The following is a 21,916-nucleotide window of genomic DNA, read 5'->3' on the forward strand; positions in this document are numbered from 1 at the left end:
CCTAAGGAGCTTCAAATGAGCAAACAACTGCAAGACGCCTATATTGTCGCCGCGAGCCGCACGCCGATCGGCAAGGCCCCGCGCGGCGCGTTCAAGAACACGCGCCCCGACGAGTTGCTGGTGCATGCGATCAAGGCGGCCGTCGCCCAGGTGCCCGGCCTCGATACCAAGCTGATCGAGGATGCCATCATCGGCTGCGCGATCCCCGAAGCCGAGCAGGGCCTGAACGTGGCGCGCATGGGTGCGCTGCTGGCCGGCCTGCCGAACACGGTCGGGGGCGTGACCGTCAACCGCTTCTGCGCATCGGGCATCACCGCGCTGGCGATGGCGGCAGACCGGATTCGCGTGGGCGAATCCGACGCGCTGATCGCGGGCGGCTGCGAATCGATGAGCATGGTGCCGATGATGGGCAACAAGCCGTCGCTGTCGCCGCACATCTTCGATCGCAACGAGGATGTCGGCATCGCCTACGGCATGGGCCTGACGGCCGAGCGCGTGGCCGAGCAGTGGAAGGTGAGCCGCGAGGATCAGGACGCGTTCTCGGTCGAATCGCACCGCAAGGCGTTCGCCGCGCAGCAGGCCGGCGAGTTCGGCGACGAGATCGCGCCGTACCTCATCACCGAGCGTTTCCCGAACCTCTCCACCGGTGAAATCGACGTGCTGACGCGCGAGCTCAAGCTCGACGAAGGCCCGCGCGCCGACACCTCGCCGGAAGGCCTGGCCAAGCTGCGCACCGTGTTCGCCAACAAGGGTTCGGTCACGGCCGGCAACAGCTCGCAGACGTCGGACGGCGCCGGTGCGCTGATCGTCGTGTCGGAGAAGGTGCTCAAGGAATTCAACCTGACGCCGCTGGCGCGCTTCGTCAGCTTCGCGGTGCGCGGCGTGCCGCCGGAAATCATGGGCATTGGCCCGAAGGAAGCGATTCCGGCCGCGCTGAAGGCTGCCGGCCTCAAGCAGGACGATCTCGACTGGATCGAACTGAACGAGGCGTTCGCGGCGCAATCGCTGGCCGTGATCCGCGACCTGGGCCTCGATCCGTCGAAGGTCAACCCGATGGGCGGCGCGATCGCACTGGGCCACCCGCTCGGCGCGACCGGCGCGATCCGCGCGGCCACCGTGGTGCACGCGCTGCGCCGCCGCAACCTGAAGTACGGGATGGTCACGATGTGCGTCGGCACCGGCATGGGCGCCGCCGGCATCATCGAACGGCTGTAAGCGGGCTTCGCAGCCGATCACGGCGGTGCGCGGGCAAACGCTCGCGCACCGCTTTTTTACGCACGAGATTTTTACGCACGAGATACGAGGAGACGGTGAGATGGATATCCAGACCGACGTCGCGGACGGCGTCCTGACGATCACGATCGCGCGCCCCGCGAAGAAGAACGCGATCACGGCGGCGATGTATCAGGCGATGGCCGATGCGCTGGCCGGCGCGCAGGACGACAGCGCGGTGCGCGTGATCCTGATTCGTGGCAGCGACGGCAATTTCAGCGCCGGCAACGACCTCGAGGATTTCATGAAGTCGCCGCCGAACACACCCGACGCGCCGGTGTTCCAGTTCCTGGACCGGATCAGCACCGCGGCCAAGCCGATCGTCGCGGCGGTGCCGGGCATCGCGGTGGGCGTGGGCGTGACGATGCTGCTGCATTGCGATCTGGTGTACGCGGCCGATACGGCCAAGCTGTCGCTGCCGTTCACGCAGTTGGGGCTGTGCCCGGAAGCGGCGTCGAGCCTGCTGCTGACGCGCCTGACGGGCCATCAGATCGCCGCCGAGAAGCTGATGCTCGGCGAGCCGTTCGATGCGCTCGAAGCGCACCGCATCGGCATCGTCAATCGCGTGCTGCCGGCCGCCGAACTCGACGCGTTCGCGGCGCGGCAGGCCGCGAAGCTGGCGGCGTTGCCGGCTTCGTCGTTGCGCGTGACCAAGGCGCTGATCAAGCGCACCGGCAGCACGATCGAGGTGGCGCAGCGCATGGACGAGGAAGCGCGCCATTTCGGCGAGATGCTGCGCGGGCCGGAAGCGCGCGAGGCGATCAGCGCGTTCTTCGAGAAGCGCAAGCCCGATTTCCGTCAGTTCGACTGAGCGCGTCGCAGGCGATCGACGATAACGGCCCGGCCATGATGATTGGCCGGCTCGTACCCGCGCGCGCGACGTCAGGCCGTGCCGTAATCCACGTAGCCCGATTCACGGCAGAAGCTGACGAGCCGCAGGCCCGCTTCGCGCGCGATCGCGATCGCCAGCGACGACGGCGCCGAAATCGTCGCCACCAGCGGAATGCCGACGCGCGCGGCCTTGCGCACCAGCTCGTAGCTGGCGCGGCTCGACAGGAACACGAAGCCGTCGGTCAGATCGGCGCGCGCGAGCACCAGATGGCCGATCAGCTTGTCGAGCGCGTTGTGGCGGCCGACGTCCTCGAACGCGCAGCGGATCGCGCCCGTGGCGTCGCACCAGGCGGCGGCGTGCAGGCCGCCCGTCAGTTTGGTCAGCGCCTGATGCTCGGGCAGCGCGCGTGCCGCCTGCGCCAGCGCGTCGGGCGCCAGGCGATCGAGAAAGCCGGTCACGGGCACGCGTTCGGGGGCCAGGTCGAGCAGGTCGATGCTCTCGACGCCGCATACGCCGCAACCGGTGCGCCCGGCCAGCGCCCGGCGCCGGTCCTTCAGCGCGAGAAACGCCTGCTGAATCACGTCGAGCTGGATTTCCGCGTGGGGAATGGCCGCGTCGGTGCGCAGCGTCACTTCGATATCCTTGATGTCGGCGCCGCGCGAGACGATCCCTTCCGAGATCGAGAAGCCCACCGCGAACGCTTCCAGGTCGCGCGGCGTGCACATCATCACCGCGTGCGAGATGCCGTTGTACACCAGCGCGACGGGCCATTCCTGGCCGACGTGATCGGCGGTGCCGGCGATCTCGCCGCCGCGATGACGCGAGATCGCGACTTCGACGGCGCCGTTCGGTTCGAGGGATTCGGGGGATGGGTTCAACGGAGGCTCCAGCGGGGGGCAGCGGGTTCTGCAGATTCATGGTGTGCCGGCACGACGCATGCACGGGCAAGCGCGGCCGCGCGGCCGGGTTCTACAATACCGGATCGCGGCGAATCCCGTCGCCCGCCACTCGGCCTTTCACTACCGGAATACGCATGGAACTGAGCGACGCGCCGTTGCTGTTCGGCTTCGAAATCGATTCGTCGGAGGATTTCACCTACATCCCGATGATCGTGCGCTTTCACCTGGACCGTTGCGGGCTGCGGATCTCGCTCGATCAGTGGCAGCGGCTGCCGCTCGACGCGCGCAAGCGGCTGGCGCGGTTTCCGGTGGCGGCCGGCGCCGGCCCGGACATCGCTCCCGACAGGGAAAATCCCGAGCCCGATGTGCGCTTTGGCGAGGCACTCGCGGGGCTGTTGCAAGCGCAGGGCGTCGAGGCCGCCGAAACGTTCGAGCCGGAGCCCGCACCCGGCTGGGCGAATCGGGCGGCAGTGCCTTCGGCGCTGGTTTCACAGTGCGCGCTGGCCGGGCTGACGGCGCCGTCGCCGGCGCAATGGGCCGCGCTTGGGGCCTTCGAGCGCTACGTGCTGGCCAAGCTGTCGCGCAAGCCGAAGCTCAACCACGATTTCATCCCGGCCATGCGCGAGTTCGCGCTGGCGCCGGCCTGAGCCGGCAGCCGGCGATCGGCAGCCAGCTCAGGCGACCGGCGGCAACGCGCGCGGGCGGCGCTCCGAATCGGTCGCCACGTAGGTCAGCGTGGCCTCGGTCACCTTCACCACCTCGCCGGCCAGCCCCATGCGCTGCGCATACACTTCCACGCCGATCGTGATCGAGGTGTTGCCGGTCTTGACGATCTGCGCGTAGAAGCTGACCAGATCGCCGACGAACACCGGCTGCTTGAACACGAAGGAGTTGACCGCCACCGTCGCCACGCGGCCGTTGGCGCGGCGGCTGGCCGGGATCGAGCCGGCGATGTCGACCTGCGACATGATCCAGCCGCCGAACACGTCGCCGTGGACGTTCGCCTCGGACGGTTGCGGGACGACGCGCAGCGCGGGCTGCTGTTGCGGGAGTTGCGGCGACGATTCGGTCATGACGGGGGTTCCACTCGGTGATGGCCGGCGCGGCGCGACCGGAGGGCAGCGACGCGAATCGGCTTCTGCGACAATGCAGGCTTCCGAAATTGTACGAGAAAGCGCGTGTCCGGCCTTGCGCCGACGGCATGCGCACCGTCCCCCCATGCGTCGCTTCCCCGCTTCCTCCGAACCTGCGCCGGCCGCCACCGGGCCGCGCAACGACTGGCAGACGATTCGTTCGCTGCTGCCCTACCTGACCACCTACAAGGGGCGGGTGCTGCTCGCGCTGTCGTGCCTGATCGGCGCGAAGCTGGCCAACCTCGGCGTGCCGATCGTCATGAAGCGGATCGTCGACGGCCTCGCGCCGGTCCAGCATCTGCAGGCGCTCGGCCGCGCCGAACACTCGGCGCCGATCGTGCTGGCGGGCGGCATCGGCCTGCTGGTGGTGGCGTATGCGCTGGTGCGGCTGTCCACCTCGCTGTTTACCGAGCTGCGCGAGATGCTGTTCGCCAAGGTGACCGAGAGCGCGGTGCGCCAGCTTGCGTTGCAGGTGTTCCGGCATCTGCACGGGCTGTCGCTGCGCTTTCATCTCGACCGGCAGACGGGCGGCATGTCGCGCGACATCGAACGCGGCACGCGCGGCATCCAGCAACTGATTTCCTATTCGCTCTACAGCATCCTGCCGACGCTGATCGAGGTCGGGCTGGTGCTCGGCTTCTTCGTCGTGAAATACGACGCGTGGTACGCGATCATCACGCTCGGCGCGCTGGCCGGCTACGTGGTGTTCACGATCAAGGTCACGGAATGGCGCACGCACTATCGCCGCACCATGAACGAGCTCGATTCGCGAGCCAGTTCGCGCGCGATCGATTCGTTGATCAACTACGAAACGGTCAAGTATTTCAGCAACGAGGAATGGGAAGCGCGGCGCTACGACGAGAACCTGCAACGCTACCGGCAGGCCGCGATCCGTTCGCAGCGCTCGCTGTCGCTGCTCAATTTCGGGCAGCAGGCGATCATCGGCGTGGGCCTCGTGCTGATTCTCTGGCGCGCCACGCAGGGCGTGCTGGCCGGGCACCTGACGCTCGGCGATCTGGTGCTGATCAACACGTTCATGTTGCAGCTCTACATCCCGCTGAATTTCCTCGGCATCGTCTATCGCGAACTGAAGCAGAGCCTGACCGACATGGATCGCATGTTCGGGCTGTTGTCCGCGCCGCAGGAGGTGGCCGATGCGCCGGATGCGCCGGCGCTGGCGGTGAGTGGCGCGGCGGTGCGCTTCGAGCATGTCAACTTCTCGTACGAGCCGGCGCGGCAGATCCTCCACGATGTCAGCTTCACGATCGCGGCCGGCACGACCACGGCCGTGGTCGGTCACAGCGGCTCGGGCAAGTCGACGCTGTCGCGCCTGCTGTTCCGCTTCTACGATCTGCCGCGCGGCCCCGGCGGCGCGATCACGATCGACGGGCAGGACCTGCGCGACGTCACGCAGGCGTCGCTGCGCGCCTCGATCGGCATCGTGCCGCAGGACACCGTGCTGTTCAACGACACGATCCACTACAACATCGCCTACGGGCGGCCCGAAGCGACGCGCGAGGAAGTGATCGCGGCCGCGCGCGCCGCGCACATCCATGCGTTCGTGGAGGGGCTGCCGAAGGGCTATGACACGACCGTCGGCGAGCGCGGCCTGAAGCTGTCGGGCGGCGAGAAGCAGCGCGTGGCGATCGCGCGCACGATCCTCAAGAACCCGCCGGTGCTGGTGTTCGACGAGGCCACCTCGGCGCTCGATTCGCGCTCGGAGCGCGCGATCCAGCAGGAGCTGGAGCAGATCGCGCGGCATCGCACGACGCTCGTGATCGCGCACCGGCTGTCGACCGTGGTGCACGCCGCACAGATCATCGTGATGGATCGCGGGCGGATCGTGGAGCGCGGCACGCACGACGAGCTGGTGCGCGCGGGCGGCCACTATGCCCAGATGTGGGCGCTGCAACAGCAGCAGCGCGAGGTGGTGCCCGAGGTGCCCGGGGCTTGAGGGCTCAGGCGGTAGGCTTGCCGCGACCGCGCAGCCGCGCGTCGAGCTCGGCGAGCTGCGCCGGCGTGCCGACGTTCTCCCACAGGCCGTCGTAGCGCTCGCCGGTCGCGCGGCCGGCGGCGATGGTGTCGCGGTAATAGGGCGTCAGCGCGCGGCGCGTACCGGGCGGCAGGTCGGCGAACATGCGCAGATCGTAGAGCCCGATGTTGCCGAACGTGAAGCGCGTTGCGGCGGCATCGGCGGCGTCGGCGGCGTCGAGCGACAGCCGGCCGTGGCCGTCGAGCGCGAAATCGCCATCCGGATGGAAGGCCGGATTCGGCACCATCACCAGGTGCAGGCCCGGCGCATCGAGCGCGGCCATCGCGGCGGCGCGCTCGCGCAGCGAGGCGTAATCGAATTCACAGAACACGTCGCCGCTGACGGCCACGAAGATCGGCGATGGCCCGTCGAGCAGCGGCCGAGCCTGGGCGATGCCGCCGGCCGTCTCCAGCGCCTCGCCTTCGGGCGAATAGCGCAGTTGTACGCCCCAGCGCGAGCCGTCGCCGAGCGCGGCCTCGATCTGTTCGCCGAGCCAGGCGTGGTTGATCACGATGGTGGTGAAGCCGGCCGCGGCGAGCCGCTCGATCTGCCAGACGATCAGCGGTTTGCCGCCGGCTTCGAGCAGCGGTTTCGGGCAGTGGTCGGTGAGCGGGCGCATCCGTTCGCCGCGTCCGGCGGCGAAGATCATCGCGGTATCGAGCTTGACGGTCATCGGGGCAAGGGCTGGAAGGCTGGGGCGGGAAGCGGAAATCGGAAGCGGGGTGCGCGTCGGAACGGTCAGAACGTATAGCCGACCTCGACGGACGCCTGCCCCTCGAGTTCGTCGAGCAGCTTCGCGAACGGCGCGAGCGGCCGGTAGCGCTGCGCAACCTTGCGCGCATAGCCGAGGAAGCGCGGCAGATCGTCGAGGTAGTGCGGCTTGCCGTCGCGATAGTGGATGCGCGGGAACAGCCCGAGCACCTTGATGTGGCGTTGCAGGCCCGTCCATTCGAGCTGGCGGTAGAACTCGCCGAAATCGGCATCGACCGGCAGGCCGGCCTTGCGGGCGCGTTCCCAGTAGTAGACGAAGCAGTCGAGCTCGAATTCCTCGTCCCAGCTGATGAACGCGTCGCGCAGCAGCGAGACGACGTCGTACGACAGCGGCCCCCACACGGCATCCTGGAAATCGAGCACGCTGGGATTCGGCTCGGCGATCATCAGGTTGCGCGGCATGAAGTCGCGCAGCATAAAGCCTTGCGGCTGCGACAAGCCGTTCGCCACCAGCAGCGCGAAGGTGCGATCGAGCACGCCGCGCTGGCGCTCGTCGAGCGCCCGGCCCAGATGGCGGCCGACGAACCATTCCGGCATCAGTTCCATCTCGCGGCGCAGGAACGCCTCGTCGAAGGCCGGCAGCACGCCCTCGCGCGAGGCGAGTTGCCAGCGGATCAGCGCGTCGAGCGCGTCGCGCAGCAGCGGCTTCGCGGCGGCGGTGTCGGCCGGGTCGAGCGCGCCGATGTAGGTGGCCGTGCCGAGATCGGTGACCAGCATGAAGCCCGCCTCGAAATCGTGCTCGAGCACCTGGGGTGCATGCAGGCCGGCCGCCTCGAGCAGGCCGGCGATCTGCACGAACTCGCGGCATTTCTCGGGCGGCGGCGCGTCGACCGCGATGACCGTGCCGCCGGCCGCCGTGCCGCTCGCGAGCCGGAAATAGCGCCGGAAGCTCGCATCGGCCGAGGCTGGCGCGAGCGTGGCGAGATCCAGCGCGTAACGGCTGCCGAAGCCGGCCAGCCAGGCGAGCAGTTGGTCGCGGCGCGGGTCGGTGCTGTCGGGAGTGGGCGAGGCGGGGGCGGTGGAAGGGAGCGTCATCGAACGAAACGGAAACTCGGGGGAGGGGGGAACGTCTTGCCATATAATACCCCACGACTTTTTTGACGCGTCCCGTGTCAATCCCCCGCCGGTTGCGGGGCCGCAGCCCGCCTGCGGCCCGTCGAGCTGCCCGCCGATCGCCCCCTTCGTGTGCGTCCGACGCAGTCACGGTTCGATTGCGCGGGGGGCTCGACGTGCGAACGCAGGGGTCCCCCGGGGCCGACTCGCCCGATATCGATGCCGCCTAAACCGATTTTCCCGTTTGTCACCCGCAGCGAGCCCGCGACGCGCAAACGGCGCCTCGCGGTTGCCCTGATCGCCGTACCCGGCTTCGTGCCCGTGGTCGCGCAGGCGCAGCTCGTGGGTTCGGCCGCGGTGCCGCAGCCGCTCGGCGCGTCGCCGTGGGATTTGCGCCTCGTGCCGCAGCTCGAGGAGCATCCGCTGCGCACCGGCAGCAAGCCGGCCGGCTTCGTGCTGGCCGACCACACGAACGGCACCACCGATCAGGATCTCGCCGCCAAGGGTTCGGCCGAGTTGCGGCGCGGCACGACCATCGTGAAGGCCGACGCGCTGCACTACGACCAGGACACCGACATGGCCGATGCCTACGGCAAGGTCACGGTGTCGGGCAACGGATCGACGTTCTACGGCCCGGAAGCGCACCTGAAGGTCGAGGCGAACCAGGGCACCATGAGCACGCCGAAGTACCGCTTCACGAGCTCCGGCGGCTCGGGCAGCGCGGCCAAGGGCGAGTTGCTCGACAGCGAGCGCTCGGTGCTGACCGACGCCACCTATTCGGCCTGCAACTGCGACAATCCGGCCTGGTACATCAAGGGCAGTCGTTTCGAATTCGACACCGGCGCCGACGAAGGCGTGGCGCGCGACGGCGTGCTGTTCTTCCAGGGCGTGCCGATCTTCGCCAGCCCGTGGCTGACGTTCCCGCTGTCGGGCGAGCGTCGCAGCGGCTTCCTGCCGCCCACGGTTTCGGTGAGCTCGACCAACGGCTTCGAGCTGGCCACGCCGTATTACTTCAACATCGCGCCGAACCGCGACCTGACGCTGACGCCGGAACTCATTTCCAAGCGCGGCTTCTTCACGCGCGCCGAGTTCCGCTATCTGTCGCCGAACTACGCCGGCTCGCTGACGGGCGAATATCTGCCCGACGACCACCTGACGCACCGCAACCGCTACGCGATCTACTGGCAGCACCAGCAGAACTTCGGCGGCGGTTTCGGCGGCTACATCTACTACAACAAGGTCTCGGACAGCACCTATCCGGAAGACCTCGGTTCGACGAACCAGTTCGCCAACGGCACGCAAACCCTGTATCAACAGGAAGCGGGCCTGACGTACAACAACGGCCCGTGGGCCGTGCTGGCGCGCTACCAGCACTGGCAGACGCTGCCGCCGTCGATCGCGCCGTACGGCCGCGAGCCGCAGTTGAACGTCAAGTACACGAAGTACGACGTCGGCGGCTTCGATTTCGGCGCGGAAGCCGATTACTCGCGGTTCCGCATCACCACCGCGGATCAGCCGGAAGGCGACCGCGTGATGTTCAACCCGTACGTGTCGTACGGCGTCTACGGCCCCGGCTACTTCTTCGTGCCGAAGGCGCAGATGCACATCGCATCCTACGACCTGACCACCACGACGGGCGGCATTCCGGGCCAGCCGAAGCGCTTCACCTACTCGATTCCGACGCTCTCGCTCGACAGCGGGCTGGTGTTCGACCGTTCGGTGCGGCTGTTCGGGCAGGACTTCATCCAGACGCTCGAACCGCGCCTGTTCTACGTCTACACGCCGTACCGCAACCAGCTCAACGCGCCGCTGTTCGACACGGCCGAATCGGATTTCGGGCTGGCCGAGATCTTCACGACGAACACGTTCGTCGGCAACGACCGGATCGCCGACGAAAACCGCCTGACGGCCGCGATCACCACGCGTTTCCTGAACCCGGCCACGGGCGACGAGCGCGCGCGCTTCGTGATCGCCCAGCAGTACTACTTCACCGATCAGCGCGTCACGCTCGGCCAGACCCAGGCCGCCACCCAGGCCCGCCATTCGGACCTGATCGTCGGCGCGTCGATCAAGCTGGGCGCGAATTTCGCGTCGGAAACGGCGTTCCAGTACAACGCGGACAACAACCAGCTCGTGAAATCGAGCGTGGGCTTCGGCTGGAGCCCGGCCGAGCGCCGCGTGATCAACGTTGCCTACCGCTACACGCGCGCCAACACCACGCTGGACAACGAACCGATCAACCAGGTGCTGATCTCGGGCCAATGGCCGCTCACGCGCCGCCTCTACGCGGTCGGCCGGTTCAACTACGATCTGGCCAGCAAGCGCGTGGTCGACGGTCTACTTGGCTTCCAGTACGATGCCGACTGCTGGGCGCTCGGCGTCGGCATCCAGCGCATCGCGAACGGCGTGAACACGTCGGGGCAGCAGAATTCCGCGACGCGCTTCATGGCCCAACTGACGCTCAAGGGGCTCACGAGCGTCGACAACGGCCTCGTCGCCGCCTTCAAGGAAGGCGTCCCGGGCTACACGCCGCTGCCGCCGCAGGCGCCGCCGCTGGCCCGATTCAGCAACTATGACTAAAGCGTCCGCATCCGCTGCGGCGCGAGCCCAGCCTGCTTTCAATGGAGTTTCCGTGGCAATGAAGAAATCCCTTCGCTTCGCAGCAATCGTGTCCGGTCTGGTTGCCGTCATGTCGCTGCTGTCCGTCACCCCGGCGCTCGCGCAGGCGCTCGGCGCGCAAGGCGCGACGCTGGCCGACGAAGTCGTGGCGGTCGTCAACGACGGCGTGATCACGGGCCGCGAGCTCGATCAGCGCGTCAGCCTGATCTCGCGCCGCCTGCAACAGCAGAACTCCCCGGTGCCCCCGATGGACGAACTGCGCTCGCAGGTGCTGAACCAGATGGTGGTGGAGCGCATCCAGTTGCAGAAGGCGAAGGAAGACGGCATCACCGTGACCGATGCAACCGTGCAAAGCACGCTGCAACGGCTCGCTGCGGCCAACAACATGACGCTCGACCAGTACCAGGCCCAGCTCGAGAAGCTCGGCGTGCCCTGGAGCACGTTCGTCGGCGATGCGCGCAACGAACTGCTGCTGTCGCGCCTGCGCGAGAAGGAAGTCGACAGCAAGATCACCGTGACCGATTCCGAAGTGGCGGCCTACATCGCCAGCCAGCGCGGCCCGAACGCCGGTTCGCAGCAGGACGTGCGGCTCGAGCATATCTTCGTCGCCGCGCCGCAGAACGCGCCGGAAGCGCAGATCGACACCGCCCAGAAGAAGGCCGACGCGCTGCTCAAGCAGGCGCTCGCCTCGGGCACGAACTTCGAGAAGCTCGCCAAGAGCGATTCGGAAGCGAAGGACGCGAAGACGGGCGGCGATCTCGGCTTCAAGTCGCAAAGCGCGCTGCCGGCCGACGTCGTGCAGGCCGTCGCGCAACTGCGTCCCGGCCAGGTCAATCCGGCCCTGATCCGTGTGCCGGACGGCTTCGAAATCGTGCGTCTGGTCGACCGTCGCCCGGCGGCGGGCACCGCGGGCGCCTCGCCGAAGATCGTGCAAACCCACGTGCGCCACATCCTGCTGCGCGTCGGCGACGGCAAGTCCGAAGCCCAGGCACGCCAGCAACTGATCGACATCCGTAACCAGGTCGCGGCCGGCGGCGATTTCGCCAACTTCGCGCGTACCTATTCGCAAGACGGTTCGGCCTCGCAAGGCGGCGATCTCGGCTGGATCAGCCCGGGCGAGACGGTGCCGGAATTCGAACGCGCCATGAACCAGCTTCAGGACGGCCAGGTCAGCCAGCCGGTGCGCAGCGAATACGGTTACCACTTGATCCAGGTGCTGGGCCGCCGCGATGCGGAAGGTTCGGTGCAGAAGCAGATGGATATCGCCCGTCAGGCGATCGGCCAGCGCAAGGCCGAGCAGGCATATGCCGACTGGCTGCGCGAGCTGCGCGATTCGTCCTACGTGCAGATCAAGAACGCGCCGCTGGCGAACTGAGCCGTACCGCCATGTCCGACGCCCCGCTGCGCATCGCGATCACCACCGGCGAGCCGGCCGGCGTCGGTCCCGAGCTGTGCGCGCGGGCGCTGACGGAAGCGGCCACCCGCTGGCCCGACGCGCATTTCGCGGTGTTGTGCGACGCGGCCCTGTTCGCCGAGCGCGCGCAGGCCGCCGGCGTCGATCCCGCAGTGCTCGGCATCGGCGGCGGCGTCGACATCGTGCACCGGCCGCTGGCCGTGCCGTCGCAGGCAGGCCGGCTCGATGCGGCCAACGGCCTGTATGTGCTCGGCCTGCTCGACGCCGCGATCGATGGCGCCACGGCTAGCGAGTACGACGCGATCGTCACCGCGCCGCTGCAGAAAAGCACCATCAACGATGCCGGCGTGCCGTTCACCGGCCATACCGAATACCTGGCCGAGCGTACCGGCACCGCGCGCGTCGTCATGATGCTGGCGGGCACCGGCGAACGGCCGCTGCGCGTCGCGCTGGCCACCACGCACCTGCCGCTCAAGGACGTATCCGCCGCGCTGACCATCGACGGGCTGGTCGACACGCTGGCCATCATCGATCGCGACCTGCGCCGTCATTTCGGCCTCGCCGCGCCACGCATCCTCGTGACCGGCCTGAACCCGCACGCGGGCGAGAACGGTTATCTGGGCCGCGAGGAAATCGACGTGATCTCGCCGGCGCTCGCGCAGGCCCAGGCGCGCGGCATCGATGCGCGCGGCCCGTATCCGGCCGACACCTTGTTCCAGCCACGCCATCTCGAACACGCCGATTGCGTGCTCGCGATGTTTCATGACCAGGGCCTGCCGGTCCTGAAGTACGCGACGTTCGGCGAAGGCATCAACGTCACGCTCGGCCTGCCGATCGTGCGGACCTCGGTCGATCACGGCACCGCGCTCGACCTGGCCGGCACCGGCCGCGCCGATTGCGGCAGCCTGATCGCCGCGCTCGACACCGCCGTGGCGATGGCACGTCACCGTCGCGCCGGCTGAAGCAGCCGTCACACCTTTTTCGTTTTTTTCGTTTTCGATGTCGAACAGCAGACAGCACCAGGGACACTTCGCGCGCAAGCGCTTCGGGCAGAACTTTCTCGTCGATCACGGCGTGATCGATTCGATCGTCAGGACGATTCGTCCCGTGCGAGGCGAGCGCATGGTCGAAATCGGGCCGGGCCTCGGCGCACTCACCGGCCCCGTGATCGAATGTCTCGCCACCGCCGAATCGCCGCTGCATGCGGTCGAACTCGATCGCGACCTGATCGGCCGCCTCAAGCAGCGCTTCGGCGAGCTGCTCGAACTGCACGCCGGCGATGCGCTGGCGTTCGACTTCGGCGCGCTGGCGCTGCCCGGCGACAAGCCCACGCTGCGCATCATCGGCAACCTGCCGTACAACATCTCCAGCCCGCTGCTGTTCCATCTGATGACGTTTGCCGAACGCGTCGTCGATCAGCACTTCATGTTGCAGAACGAGGTGGTCGAGCGGATGGTGGCCGAGCCGGGCTCGAAGGCGTTCAGCCGCTTGTCCGTGATGCTGCAATACCGCTACGTGATGGACAAGATGCTCGACGTGCCGCCCGAGTCGTTCCAGCCGCCGCCGAAGGTCGATTCGGCGATCGTGCGGATGATTCCGTACGCGCCGCACGAAATCGCGCCGGTCGATGTCGAGGTGCTCGGCGAGGTGGTCACGGCTGCATTCTCGCAGCGCCGCAAGATGTTGCGCAACACGCTGCATGGGTATCGCGACACCGTGGATTTCGATGCGCTCGGTTTCGATCTGGCGCGTCGCGCCGAGGATGTCGGCGTGGCCGAATACGTCGATCTGGCGCAACGCGTGGCGGCCGCGCGCGCATAAGGTGTTCGCGGCGCGCCCGGCGAACATCGGCCGGGTCTGGTAAATTCGGCCGTTCCCAAAAAACAGTCCCCACGGAGTCCCTCATCATGCGAATGCTGCACACCATGCTGCGCGTCGGCGATCTCGACCGCTCGATCAAGTTCTACACGGAACTGCTCGGAATGAAGCTGCTGCGCCGCCACGACTACCCGGAAGGCAAATTCACGCTGGCCTTCGTCGGTTACGAGGACGAAACCACGGGCACGGTGCTCGAGCTGACCCATAACTGGGATACCTCGTCGTACGAGCTCGGCACCGGCTACGGCCACATCGCCCTCGAAGTCGACGATGCCTACGCGGCCTGCGACGCCATCAAGGCGCAGGGCGGCAAGGTCACGCGCGAGGCCGGCCCGATGAAGCACGGCAAGACCGTGATCGCCTTCGTCGAAGATCCGGACGGCTACAAGATCGAGTTCATCCAGGCCGGCACGCGCGGCTCGCGCGACTGAACGGTTGGCCGGCAGTTGCCCATGAAAAAGCGCCCCGCGGGGCGCTTTTTCGTTGTGGGGTGCGTGAGCGGGCGCCTACAGCGCCGGCAGCAACTCGGGCGGATGGTTCTTGAGCGTGTGCCGCGCCTCGCGGAATTCCGGGAAGATCGATTCGACCGTTTGCCAGAACGCCGGGCTGTGGTTCATCTCGCGCAGATGCGAAAGCTCGTGCGCCACCACGTAATCGATGATCGAGATCGGGAAGTGCACGAGCCGCCAGTTCAGGCGGATCTTGCCGTCGCTCGAACAACTGCCCCAGCGCGTGGAGGCCGACGACAGCGCGTAGGCGCTGTAGCTGACGCCGAGCTTTTCGGCGTACACCACGAGCCGCTCGCCGAACACGCGCTTTGCCTCGCCCTGCAGCCAGCCCTGCACGCGATCCTTGATCTGCTGCGCGTCGGCATGCGCGGGCAGCCCCAGCGCGAGCACCGCGCGTTCGGCGTGGTAGGTGAGCGTGCCGTCGGCCGAGGCCAGGGCGATTTCCACCGGCTTGCCGAGGTACGGAAGGCGCGCGCCGTCCTTCCAGTCGATCTGCGGCAGCGCGCGTTGCTCGATGCGGGTTTGCCATTCGGCCAGCTTGGCGAAGATCCAGCGGCGCTTCTCGGCGATCGCCGCCTCGACGTCGGCCAGCGTGACCCAGCGCGGCGCCGTGATGGTGAGGCCGCTGCCGTCGATCGCGAAGCCGATCGTGCGGCGTGCGGAACGCCGCAACCGGTATTCGAGCACGCGCCCGTCGAGCGTCAGCTTGCGCAGCGAGCGGTCGCGCTCTGGCGACGGCGATGCGGACGGCGAGGGCGGCGGGCCGTCGAACAGCGGCAGATCGAGTTGGTGATGATCGAGTGCGACCACGGCGGGCCGCGGCCTGGGACGCTTGGGCATCAGATCGATTCGTTTGGCAGTACGCAATATGAATGAAACCTTGAATCAGGATCGTGCGGCGTGTGCCGGAGGTGTACCGCCGTCCGCGCCACCGCCTTCGTGGCGGTAGGCTTCGGGATCGATGCGGCGCATTTCCGCTTCGATCCATTGCTCGACGCGCGTGTTCAACTCGTCGGGGCTCAGGCCGCGCGAATCGATCGGCTTGCCGATCGACACCGTGACTATACCCGGATACTTCGTGAACGAATTACGTGGCCAGACGCGTCCCGCGTTGTGGGCGATCGGCACGACCGGGGCGCCTGCGCCCACCGCGAAGCGGGCGCCGCCCGTCTTGTATTTGCCCTGGCGGCCGGTGGGCGTGCGCGTGCCTTCGGGGAACATGATCACCCACGCGCCTTCCGAGAGCCGCTTCTTGCCCTGGCGGATCACCGAATCGAAGGCGTACTTGCCTTCCTTGCGGTTGATGTTGACCATGTGCAGCAGGCCGAGCGCCCAGCCGAAGAACGGCACGTAGAGCAGCTCGCGCTTGAACACGTAACAGAGCGGGCGCGGCATCAGCGCCGGGAAGGCCAGCGTTTCCCAGGCCGATTGATGCTTCGAGAGCAGCACGGCGGGGCCGTCCGGCAGGTTTTCCATGCCCTCGATGCGGTAGCGGATGCCGTTCAGCACGCGCACCACGAAGAGCGTCGAACGGCACCAGCCGGCCGCCATCCAGTAGCGTGCGTCAGGGCGCAGGAACGGGAACGCGATGAAGCACGCGGTCGCATACGGCACCGTGTACAGCACGAGATAGAGAAGCAGCAACAGCGAACGGATGATGAGCATCGGCTTGGTTCGGACGTAGGCGAAACAGCGGAAACGACGGGAACGGTGGAACGGGTGGCGCGCCGTCGGATCAGCCCGGCTCCCGTGACAGGAAATCGAGCGCGAACGCGCGCAGGTCGTCGTGCACGCGCGTGCCTTCGGGCAGGTTGCCGGCCGCGAGCGTCTTGCGGCCCTTGCCCGTGAGCACCAGATGCGGCCGGAAGCCGACCGCGACGCCGGCTTGCAGGTCGCGCAGCGAATCGCCGACGATCGGCGTTTCGTCCGCGTCGATCTCGAAGCGCTCCGAGATCATCGTCATCATGCCCGGCTTCGGCTTGCGGCAATCGCAGTTGTCGTTGGCCGTGTGCGGGCAGTAGAACACCGCGTCGATGCGCGCGCCGACCGTGGCGGCAGCCTTGTGCATCTTCAGATGCATGGCGTTGAGCGCCGCCATGTCGAACAGCCCGCGGCCGATGCCCGACTGGTTGGTCGCGACCACCACGCGGTAGCCCGCGTGGTTGAGCCGTGCGATCGCTTCGAGGCTGCCGGGCAGCGCGATCCACTCGTCGGGCGTCTTGATGAACGCATCCGAATCGACGTTGATGACGCCGTCCCGGTCGAGGACGACGAGCTTGCGGTGGGGCATGACGTTCTCCTGGCGCGCGTGACGTGGGGCGTGCCGCTTACGCGGCGAGCTTCGAGATGTCGGCGACGCAGTTCATCTGCTGATGCAGCGCCGACAGCAGCGCGAGGCGGTTCGCGCGCAGCGCGGGATCCTCGGCGTTGACCATCACGTCGTTGAAGAAGGTATCGACCGGCGCGCGCAACGCGGCGAGCGCCGACAGCGCGCCCGTGTAGTCGCGTGCGGCCAGTTGCGACTGCACGCGCGGCGTGACTTCCGCCAGTTGCGCGGCGAGCGCCTGTTCGGCCGGCTCGACCAGCAGGGCCGATTGAACTTCGCCCGGCGCGCCGCCTTCCGACTTCTTCAGGATGTTCGAGATCCGCTTGTTGGCCGCGGCGAGCGCTTCCGCTTCGGCCAGACGCGTGAACTCGCGCACCGCATCGAGGCGGGCGATCAGGTCGTCGACGCGCGTCGGTTCGAGGCCGAGCACGGCTTCGATCTCGCCCGTCGAGTAGCCGCGCTCGCGCAGGATGCCGCGCAGGCGGTCGAGGAAGAACGCGTAGATCGCGGCGGTCGAATCGGCCACGCCGTCGATGCCGGCGAAGCTCGCATAGGCCGTGCGCAGCAGTTCGACGAGGTCGAGCGGCAACTGCTTTTCGAGCAGCAGGCGCAGCACGCCGAGCGCGTGACGGCGCAGCGCGAACGGGTCCTTCTCGCCCGTGGGCGCGAGGCCGATGCCCCAGATGCCGACGATCGTTTCGAGCTTGTCGGCCAGCGCAACCGCCGTGCTGACCGGCGCGGCCGGCAGCGTGTCGCCGGAGAAGCGAGGCTGGTAATGCTCGGTGCAGGCGACGGCGACTTCGTCCGGCTCGCCGTCGTGGCGCGCGTAGTAGGTGCCCATCGTGCCTTGCAGCTCGGGGAACTCGCCCACCATGTCGGTCAGCAGGTCGGCCTTGGCGAGGCGCGCGGCGCGTTGCGCGAGCGCGGCATCGGCGCCGACGGCCGGTGCGATCTGCGCGGCGATCGATTCGATCCGCTCGACGCGCGCGAGCTGCGAGCCGAGCTTGTTGTGATAGACGACGTTGGCCAGGCGCGGCACGCGATCGGCGAGGCGGGTCTTTTTATCGGTCTCGAAGAAGAACTTCGCATCGGCCAGGCGCGGGCGCACCACGCGCTCGTTGCCTTCGACGATGTCGCCCGGCGTGGGCGTCTCGATGTTCGAGACGATCAGGAAGCGCGAGCGCAGCTTGCCGGCGGCATCGGTCAGCGCGAAATACTTCTGGTTGGTCTGCATCGTCAGGATCAGGCATTCCTGAGGCACGTCCAGGAATTCGTCCTCGAAGTTGCAGGCATACACCACCGGCCATTCGACCAGCGCGTTGACCTCGTCGAGCAGCGCTTCGGGCATCACCACGGTGTCGCTTTCGGCATGGGCGGCGAGCGCCGTGCGGATCGATTCGCGGCGGTCGACGAAGTGCGCGATCACGCGGCCTTTCTCGCGCAGCGTATCGGCATAGGTTTCAGCCGAGCGGATCGCCACGGCGCCCGTCGACAGGAAGCGGTGGCCGAGCGTGGTGTCGCCGGCGTCGATGCCGAACGCGGTGACCGGCACGACCTGCGTGTCGTGCAGCACGGTCAGGCGCAGCACCGGGCGCACGAAGCGCACGTCGGTGCCGTCCGGGCGTTGATACGTCATCACCTTCGGGATCGGCAGCTTGGCGAGCGTGTCGTCGAGCGCGGCCTGCAGGCCGTCGGCCAGTTGCGCGCCGGGCGCCGAGTAGTTGATGAAGAACGCTTCGGCCTTGCCGTCCTGGGCGCGTTCGAGCGAATCGATGGCGAGGTCGGGGTGGCCGAGCGCCGCGAGCTTCTTCGCGAGCGGCGGGGTGGGCTTGCCTTCGGCGTCGAGCGCGACCGACACGGGCAGCACTTTCTCGCGAACCTGGCGATCCGGCGCGACGGCGCGCACGTTGCGGATCACCACGGCCAGGCGGCGCGGCGTGGCGTAGCGTTCGAACACGGGTTCGCCGTCGGTCAGGTCGCGCGCGGCGAGGCGCTGCGCGAGGCCTTCGGCAAAGGCGTCGCCGAGGCGGGCGAGCGCCTTCGGCGGCAGTTCCTCGGTCAGCAGTTCGACGAGGAGGGGAGCGGTATGGGTGTGCGTCATGGTGGGAGGAATCTCGTCAGTCCTTGTCGATCTTGCGTTCGGCCTTCAGGGGCGGAACCCAGCCCGGCTGGGCCGCGTCGGCGGCCGTGGCGAGGCCCGGCACGCCACGCACCGGATTGCCGATCATCGGGAAGCCGAGCGCCTCGCGCGATTCGTAGTAGGACTGCGCCACGAGCCGCGACAGCGCGCGAATCCGGCCGATGTAGGCCGCGCGCTCGGTGACCGAGATCGCGCCGCGTGCGTCGAGCAGGTTGAACGTGTGGCCGGCCTTCAACACGAGTTCGTAGGCGGGCAGCGCGAGCTTCGCCTCGATCATCCGTTTCGCTTCGGCTTCGTAGCTGTTGAAGAACGTGAACAGCAGATCGACGTTGGCGTGCTCGAAGTTGTAGGTCGATTGCTCGACTTCGTTCTGGTGATACACGTCGCCGTAGGTCAGGCGGCGCAGTTCCGGGCCGTTCGGGCCGAGTTCTTCCCACTCCGTCCAGATCAGGTCGTAGACGTTTTCCACCTTCTGCAGATACATCGCGAGGCGTTCGAGCCCGTACGTGATCTCGCCGAGCACCGGCTTGCAATCGAGGCCGCCGGCCTGCTGGAAATACGTGAACTGCGTGACTTCCATGCCGTTCAGCCAGACTTCCCAGCCGAGGCCCCAGGCGCCGAGCGTGGGGTTCTCCCAGTCGTCCTCGACGAAGCGCACGTCGTTCTGCTTCAGGTCGAAGCCGAGCGCTTCGAGCGAGCCGAGGTAGAGATCGAGGATGTTCTCCGGGGCCGGCTTCATCACCACCTGATACTGGTAGTAGTGCTGCAGGCGGTTCGGGTTCGCGCCGTAGCGGCCGTCCTTCGGGCGGCGCGACGGTTGCACGTAGGCGGCGCGCCACGGCTCGGGGCCGATCGCGCGCAGAAACGTGTGAACGTGCGAGGTGCCTGCGCCGACTTCCATGTCGATGGGCTGGAGCAGGGCACAACCCTGTTTGTCCCAGTAGGACTGGAGCGTCAGGATGATTTGTTGAAACGTGAGCATGAGGGGCCTTCGTAGGCGCTGGGCGTTCCGACGGGGGCTGGCGCGAGGCGACTCGGACCGGCGCTCCAGTCCGGTGCGCGGCTTGGATGGGCGTAAAACGCGTAATTTTACCGGATCGGCGCGACCGTGACGCCGGAACGGCCGGCACGCGTGTCGAGGCGCGAATCTTGCGCGGTATGGCGGCGCGCCGCACGGATGCGCGACGCGTTCGCGCGAGGCGGCGAGCGTGCCTCGTGAGCGTGTCGCGAGCGCATGCGCGATACAGCGGGCAGGCGTCGCGCACGTCGCTGTCGATGCGGCATAACAGCGCGGTAAGATGCATTCCATTGCCCTGTCCGCCGATGCCCGGCCCCCATGCCCGCCATGTTCAGACCGCCCGTCGATCCGCAGTTCCCGCTCTATCCGTCCTTGCTCGAATTCCTCCGCGAAGCCGTGGCGGCGACCGAATCCGGCCGCACCGAGGCGCGCGCCTTCTGGCTCGACGCGGCCTCGCGGCTGCATGCGCTCGATTACGAATCGCTCGCGCGGCTCACCGTCACGCTGCTCGAACAGCAGCGCTACGGCGATGCGGCCGAGTTCGCGGCCTGCGTGTGGCGCATCGAGCCGGAGGTGGCCGCACTGGCGTTCAATTGCGGCTATGCGCTGCAGATGGGCGGCCGTCACGCCGAGGCGATCGTGCCGTACCGGCGCGTGCTCGAACTGATGCCCGACTGGCCGTCGCTGCGCAACAACCTGGCGATCGCGGTGCGGATCACGGGCGGCGATCCGGCCGAGGAGCTGGCCTTGCTGGAGCAGGCCGTCGCGGCCAACCCGCGCGACGAGCAGGCCTGGATCAACCTGGTGGTGTCCTACCGCGCGCGTTACGACCTCGAACGTTCGGTGGCCGCGGCCGAACGCGCGCTAGAACTGGCGCCGGACAGCGCGCTGGCCCAGAACAACGCGTCGTGCGCCTACAAGGAAGCGCAGCGCTGGGACGACGCCGAGCGCTGCGCGCAGCGCGCGCTGGCGCTGTCGCCCGACGATGAAACATTCCGCTTCAATCTCGGCATCATCCAGCTCGTGCGCGGCAATTTCGCCGACGGCTGGTTTGGCCACGAATCGCGCTGGCACGGTTCGAGCGAGTTGCGCGGCACGCGCCCGACCATGGCCGCGCCGCGCTGGCATGGCGAATCGCTGGCCGGCAAGACCTTGCTGGTGTGGGGCGAACAGGGCATGGGCGACCTGCTGCAACTGGCGCGCACGATTCCGCTGCTGTCCGCGCGCGTGCATCGCGAGGGCGGGCGGCTGGTGTGGAATTCGTTCGCGCAGATGGGCGCGCTGCTCTCGCGCAGCCTCGGCCAGCATGTCGAGCTGTACAGCAACGACGGCGCGATCGAGCATCTGCCCGCCGCCGACTACCAGGTGCCGATCGGCAGCGTGCCCTGGCAGCTCGGCCTGCCCGATGCGGCGGCCGGCGCCAACGTGCCGTATCTGATGGCCGACCCGAGCGCCGTCGACGCATGGCGCACCCGCTTCGACGCCGAGGCGGCGCCCGGCGAACGGCTGCGCGTCGGCCTCGCGTGGACGGGCAGCCCGTCGCATCAGCGCAATCCGTTCCGGCGCGTCGGCATCGAGCGTTACGCGGCCGCGTTCGCGGGCGTCGAGGGCGTGACGTTTCATTCGCTGCAGCCGGGCCTCGGCGCGGAGGTGGAGGCGGCGCGCGCGGCGGGTTTGCCGATCGTCGATCACAGCGCCGAATGGCGGAATTTCGACGACACGGCCGCCTACGTCGGCGCGCTCGATCTGGTGATCACATGCTGCACGTCGATGGCGCACCTGAGCGGCGCGGTGGGGCAGGCAACCTGGGTGCTGCTCGACGTGAATCCGCATTGGGTGTGGCAACTGGAGCGGCGCGACAGCCCGCTCTATCCGTCGGCCACGCTGTATCGACAGCCGGCGTTCCTGCAATGGGCGCCGGTGCTCGACGCGGTCGCGCAGGACCTGCGCGCGCTGGCCGGGGCCGGCAGCGCGTGGTCGGATGCGGCCGATGCAGGCCGCTGACGCGTGAGCAGGTGGG

At 68.0% G+C, this 21,916-nt stretch carries 19 protein-coding genes; 10 read left to right on the forward strand and 9 right to left on the reverse strand.

Annotated elements, in window-relative coordinates:
- The first annotated feature begins 15 nt into the window (after nt 1-15).
- Complete coding sequence (locus ACYP33_RS29420) at nt 16-1,215, forward strand: acetyl-CoA C-acyltransferase (RefSeq protein ID WP_414443059.1); 1,200 nt, start codon at nt 16-18, stop codon at nt 1,213-1,215.
- 100 nt (nt 1,216-1,315) lie between these two features.
- On the forward strand, nt 1,316-2,083 hold the full coding sequence (locus tag ACYP33_RS29425; RefSeq protein WP_459624864.1) for an enoyl-CoA hydratase: 768 nt from the start codon (nt 1,316-1,318) through the stop codon (nt 2,081-2,083).
- A gap of 71 nt (nt 2,084-2,154) precedes the next feature.
- On the opposite strand, the gene fdhD is transcribed toward ACYP33_RS29425, so the two are convergent.
- Nucleotides 2,155-2,982, reverse strand: a complete 828-nt coding sequence (gene fdhD, locus ACYP33_RS29430; protein WP_459624865.1) for a formate dehydrogenase accessory sulfurtransferase FdhD — start codon at nt 2,980-2,982, stop codon at nt 2,155-2,157.
- 155 nt (nt 2,983-3,137) lie between these two features.
- Here fdhD and ACYP33_RS29435 point away from each other — a divergent pair, with 155 nt between their 5' ends.
- Nucleotides 3,138-3,650, forward strand: a complete 513-nt coding sequence (locus ACYP33_RS29435) for a nitrate reductase associated protein (protein WP_459624866.1) — start codon at nt 3,138-3,140, stop codon at nt 3,648-3,650.
- A gap of 27 nt (nt 3,651-3,677) precedes the next feature.
- Here ACYP33_RS29435 and ACYP33_RS29440 read toward each other — a convergent pair whose 3' ends face one another.
- The gene (locus ACYP33_RS29440) at nt 3,678-4,076 is read right to left on the reverse strand and encodes an acyl-CoA thioesterase (protein WP_414443055.1); all 399 of its coding nucleotides are present in this window, start codon (nt 4,074-4,076) and stop codon (nt 3,678-3,680) included.
- 145 nt (nt 4,077-4,221) lie between these two features.
- On the opposite strand from ACYP33_RS29440, the gene ACYP33_RS29445 reads away from it, so the two are divergent.
- Entirely contained in the window at nt 4,222-6,090 is a 1,869-nt protein-coding gene (locus ACYP33_RS29445) for an ABCB family ABC transporter ATP-binding protein/permease (RefSeq protein ID WP_459624867.1), read from the forward strand.
- Nucleotides 6,091-6,094: 4 nt separating this feature from the next.
- Here ACYP33_RS29445 and murU read toward each other — a convergent pair whose 3' ends face one another.
- Together murU and ACYP33_RS29455 are read right to left on the reverse strand one after the other, a co-directional pair.
- Entirely contained in the window at nt 6,095-6,841 is a 747-nt protein-coding gene (murU, locus tag ACYP33_RS29450; RefSeq protein WP_459624868.1) for an N-acetylmuramate alpha-1-phosphate uridylyltransferase MurU, read from the reverse strand.
- Between the two features lie 65 nt (nt 6,842-6,906).
- On the reverse strand, nt 6,907-7,974 hold the full coding sequence (locus ACYP33_RS29455) for an aminoglycoside phosphotransferase family protein (protein WP_459624869.1): 1,068 nt from the start codon (nt 7,972-7,974) through the stop codon (nt 6,907-6,909).
- A 237-nt stretch (nt 7,975-8,211) separates the two neighbouring features.
- Between ACYP33_RS29455 and ACYP33_RS29460 the strand changes: the two genes are divergently transcribed.
- The 5 genes from ACYP33_RS29460 (at nt 8,212) to gloA (ending at nt 14,334) form a co-directional block, all read left to right on the forward strand.
- A complete protein-coding gene (locus ACYP33_RS29460) occupies nt 8,212-10,572 on the forward strand; it encodes an LPS-assembly protein LptD (RefSeq protein WP_414451010.1) in 2,361 nt (786 codons plus the stop codon).
- A 58-nt stretch (nt 10,573-10,630) separates the two neighbouring features.
- The gene (locus ACYP33_RS29465; RefSeq protein WP_459624870.1) at nt 10,631-11,986 is read left to right on the forward strand and encodes a peptidylprolyl isomerase; all 1,356 of its coding nucleotides are present in this window, start codon (nt 10,631-10,633) and stop codon (nt 11,984-11,986) included.
- 11 nt (nt 11,987-11,997) lie between these two features.
- Nucleotides 11,998-12,987 carry a 4-hydroxythreonine-4-phosphate dehydrogenase PdxA gene (gene pdxA / locus ACYP33_RS29470; RefSeq protein ID WP_459624871.1) on the forward strand — a complete coding sequence of 330 codons (990 nt, stop codon included), beginning with the start codon at nt 11,998-12,000 and terminating at the stop codon, nt 12,985-12,987.
- Between the two features lie 37 nt (nt 12,988-13,024).
- The gene (rsmA, locus tag ACYP33_RS29475; protein ID WP_414443048.1) at nt 13,025-13,846 is read left to right on the forward strand and encodes a 16S rRNA (adenine(1518)-N(6)/adenine(1519)-N(6))-dimethyltransferase RsmA; all 822 of its coding nucleotides are present in this window, start codon (nt 13,025-13,027) and stop codon (nt 13,844-13,846) included.
- Nucleotides 13,847-13,932: 86 nt separating this feature from the next.
- Complete coding sequence (gene gloA, locus ACYP33_RS29480; RefSeq protein ID WP_414443047.1) at nt 13,933-14,334, forward strand: lactoylglutathione lyase; 402 nt, start codon at nt 13,933-13,935, stop codon at nt 14,332-14,334.
- Between the two features lie 75 nt (nt 14,335-14,409).
- Here the strand turns inward: gloA and ACYP33_RS29485 are convergent, their stop codons facing one another.
- The 5 genes from ACYP33_RS29485 to glyQ form a co-directional block, all read right to left on the reverse strand.
- A complete protein-coding gene (locus ACYP33_RS29485) occupies nt 14,410-15,252 on the reverse strand; it encodes a M48 family metallopeptidase (protein WP_414451013.1) in 843 nt (280 codons plus the stop codon).
- Between the two features lie 45 nt (nt 15,253-15,297).
- Nucleotides 15,298-16,077, reverse strand: a complete 780-nt coding sequence (locus tag ACYP33_RS29490; protein ID WP_459624872.1) for a lysophospholipid acyltransferase family protein — start codon at nt 16,075-16,077, stop codon at nt 15,298-15,300.
- A 70-nt stretch (nt 16,078-16,147) separates the two neighbouring features.
- Complete coding sequence (gene gmhB / locus ACYP33_RS29495) at nt 16,148-16,702, reverse strand: D-glycero-beta-D-manno-heptose 1,7-bisphosphate 7-phosphatase (RefSeq protein ID WP_414443044.1); 555 nt, start codon at nt 16,700-16,702, stop codon at nt 16,148-16,150.
- A 37-nt stretch (nt 16,703-16,739) separates the two neighbouring features.
- On the reverse strand, nt 16,740-18,839 hold the full coding sequence (gene glyS, locus ACYP33_RS29500; RefSeq protein ID WP_459624873.1) for a glycine--tRNA ligase subunit beta: 2,100 nt from the start codon (nt 18,837-18,839) through the stop codon (nt 16,740-16,742).
- A 16-nt stretch (nt 18,840-18,855) separates the two neighbouring features.
- The gene (gene glyQ / locus ACYP33_RS29505) at nt 18,856-19,860 is read right to left on the reverse strand and encodes a glycine--tRNA ligase subunit alpha (RefSeq protein WP_414443042.1); all 1,005 of its coding nucleotides are present in this window, start codon (nt 19,858-19,860) and stop codon (nt 18,856-18,858) included.
- 363 nt (nt 19,861-20,223) lie between these two features.
- Between glyQ and ACYP33_RS29510 the strand changes: the two genes are divergently transcribed.
- Nucleotides 20,224-21,900 (forward strand): tetratricopeptide repeat protein, encoded by a 1,677-nt coding sequence (locus tag ACYP33_RS29510; protein WP_459624874.1) that lies wholly within the window; start codon nt 20,224-20,226, stop codon nt 21,898-21,900.
- Nucleotides 21,901-21,916 lie beyond the last annotated feature (16 nt).

The sequence above is a fragment of the Burkholderia sp. 3C genome (assembly GCF_054589155.1).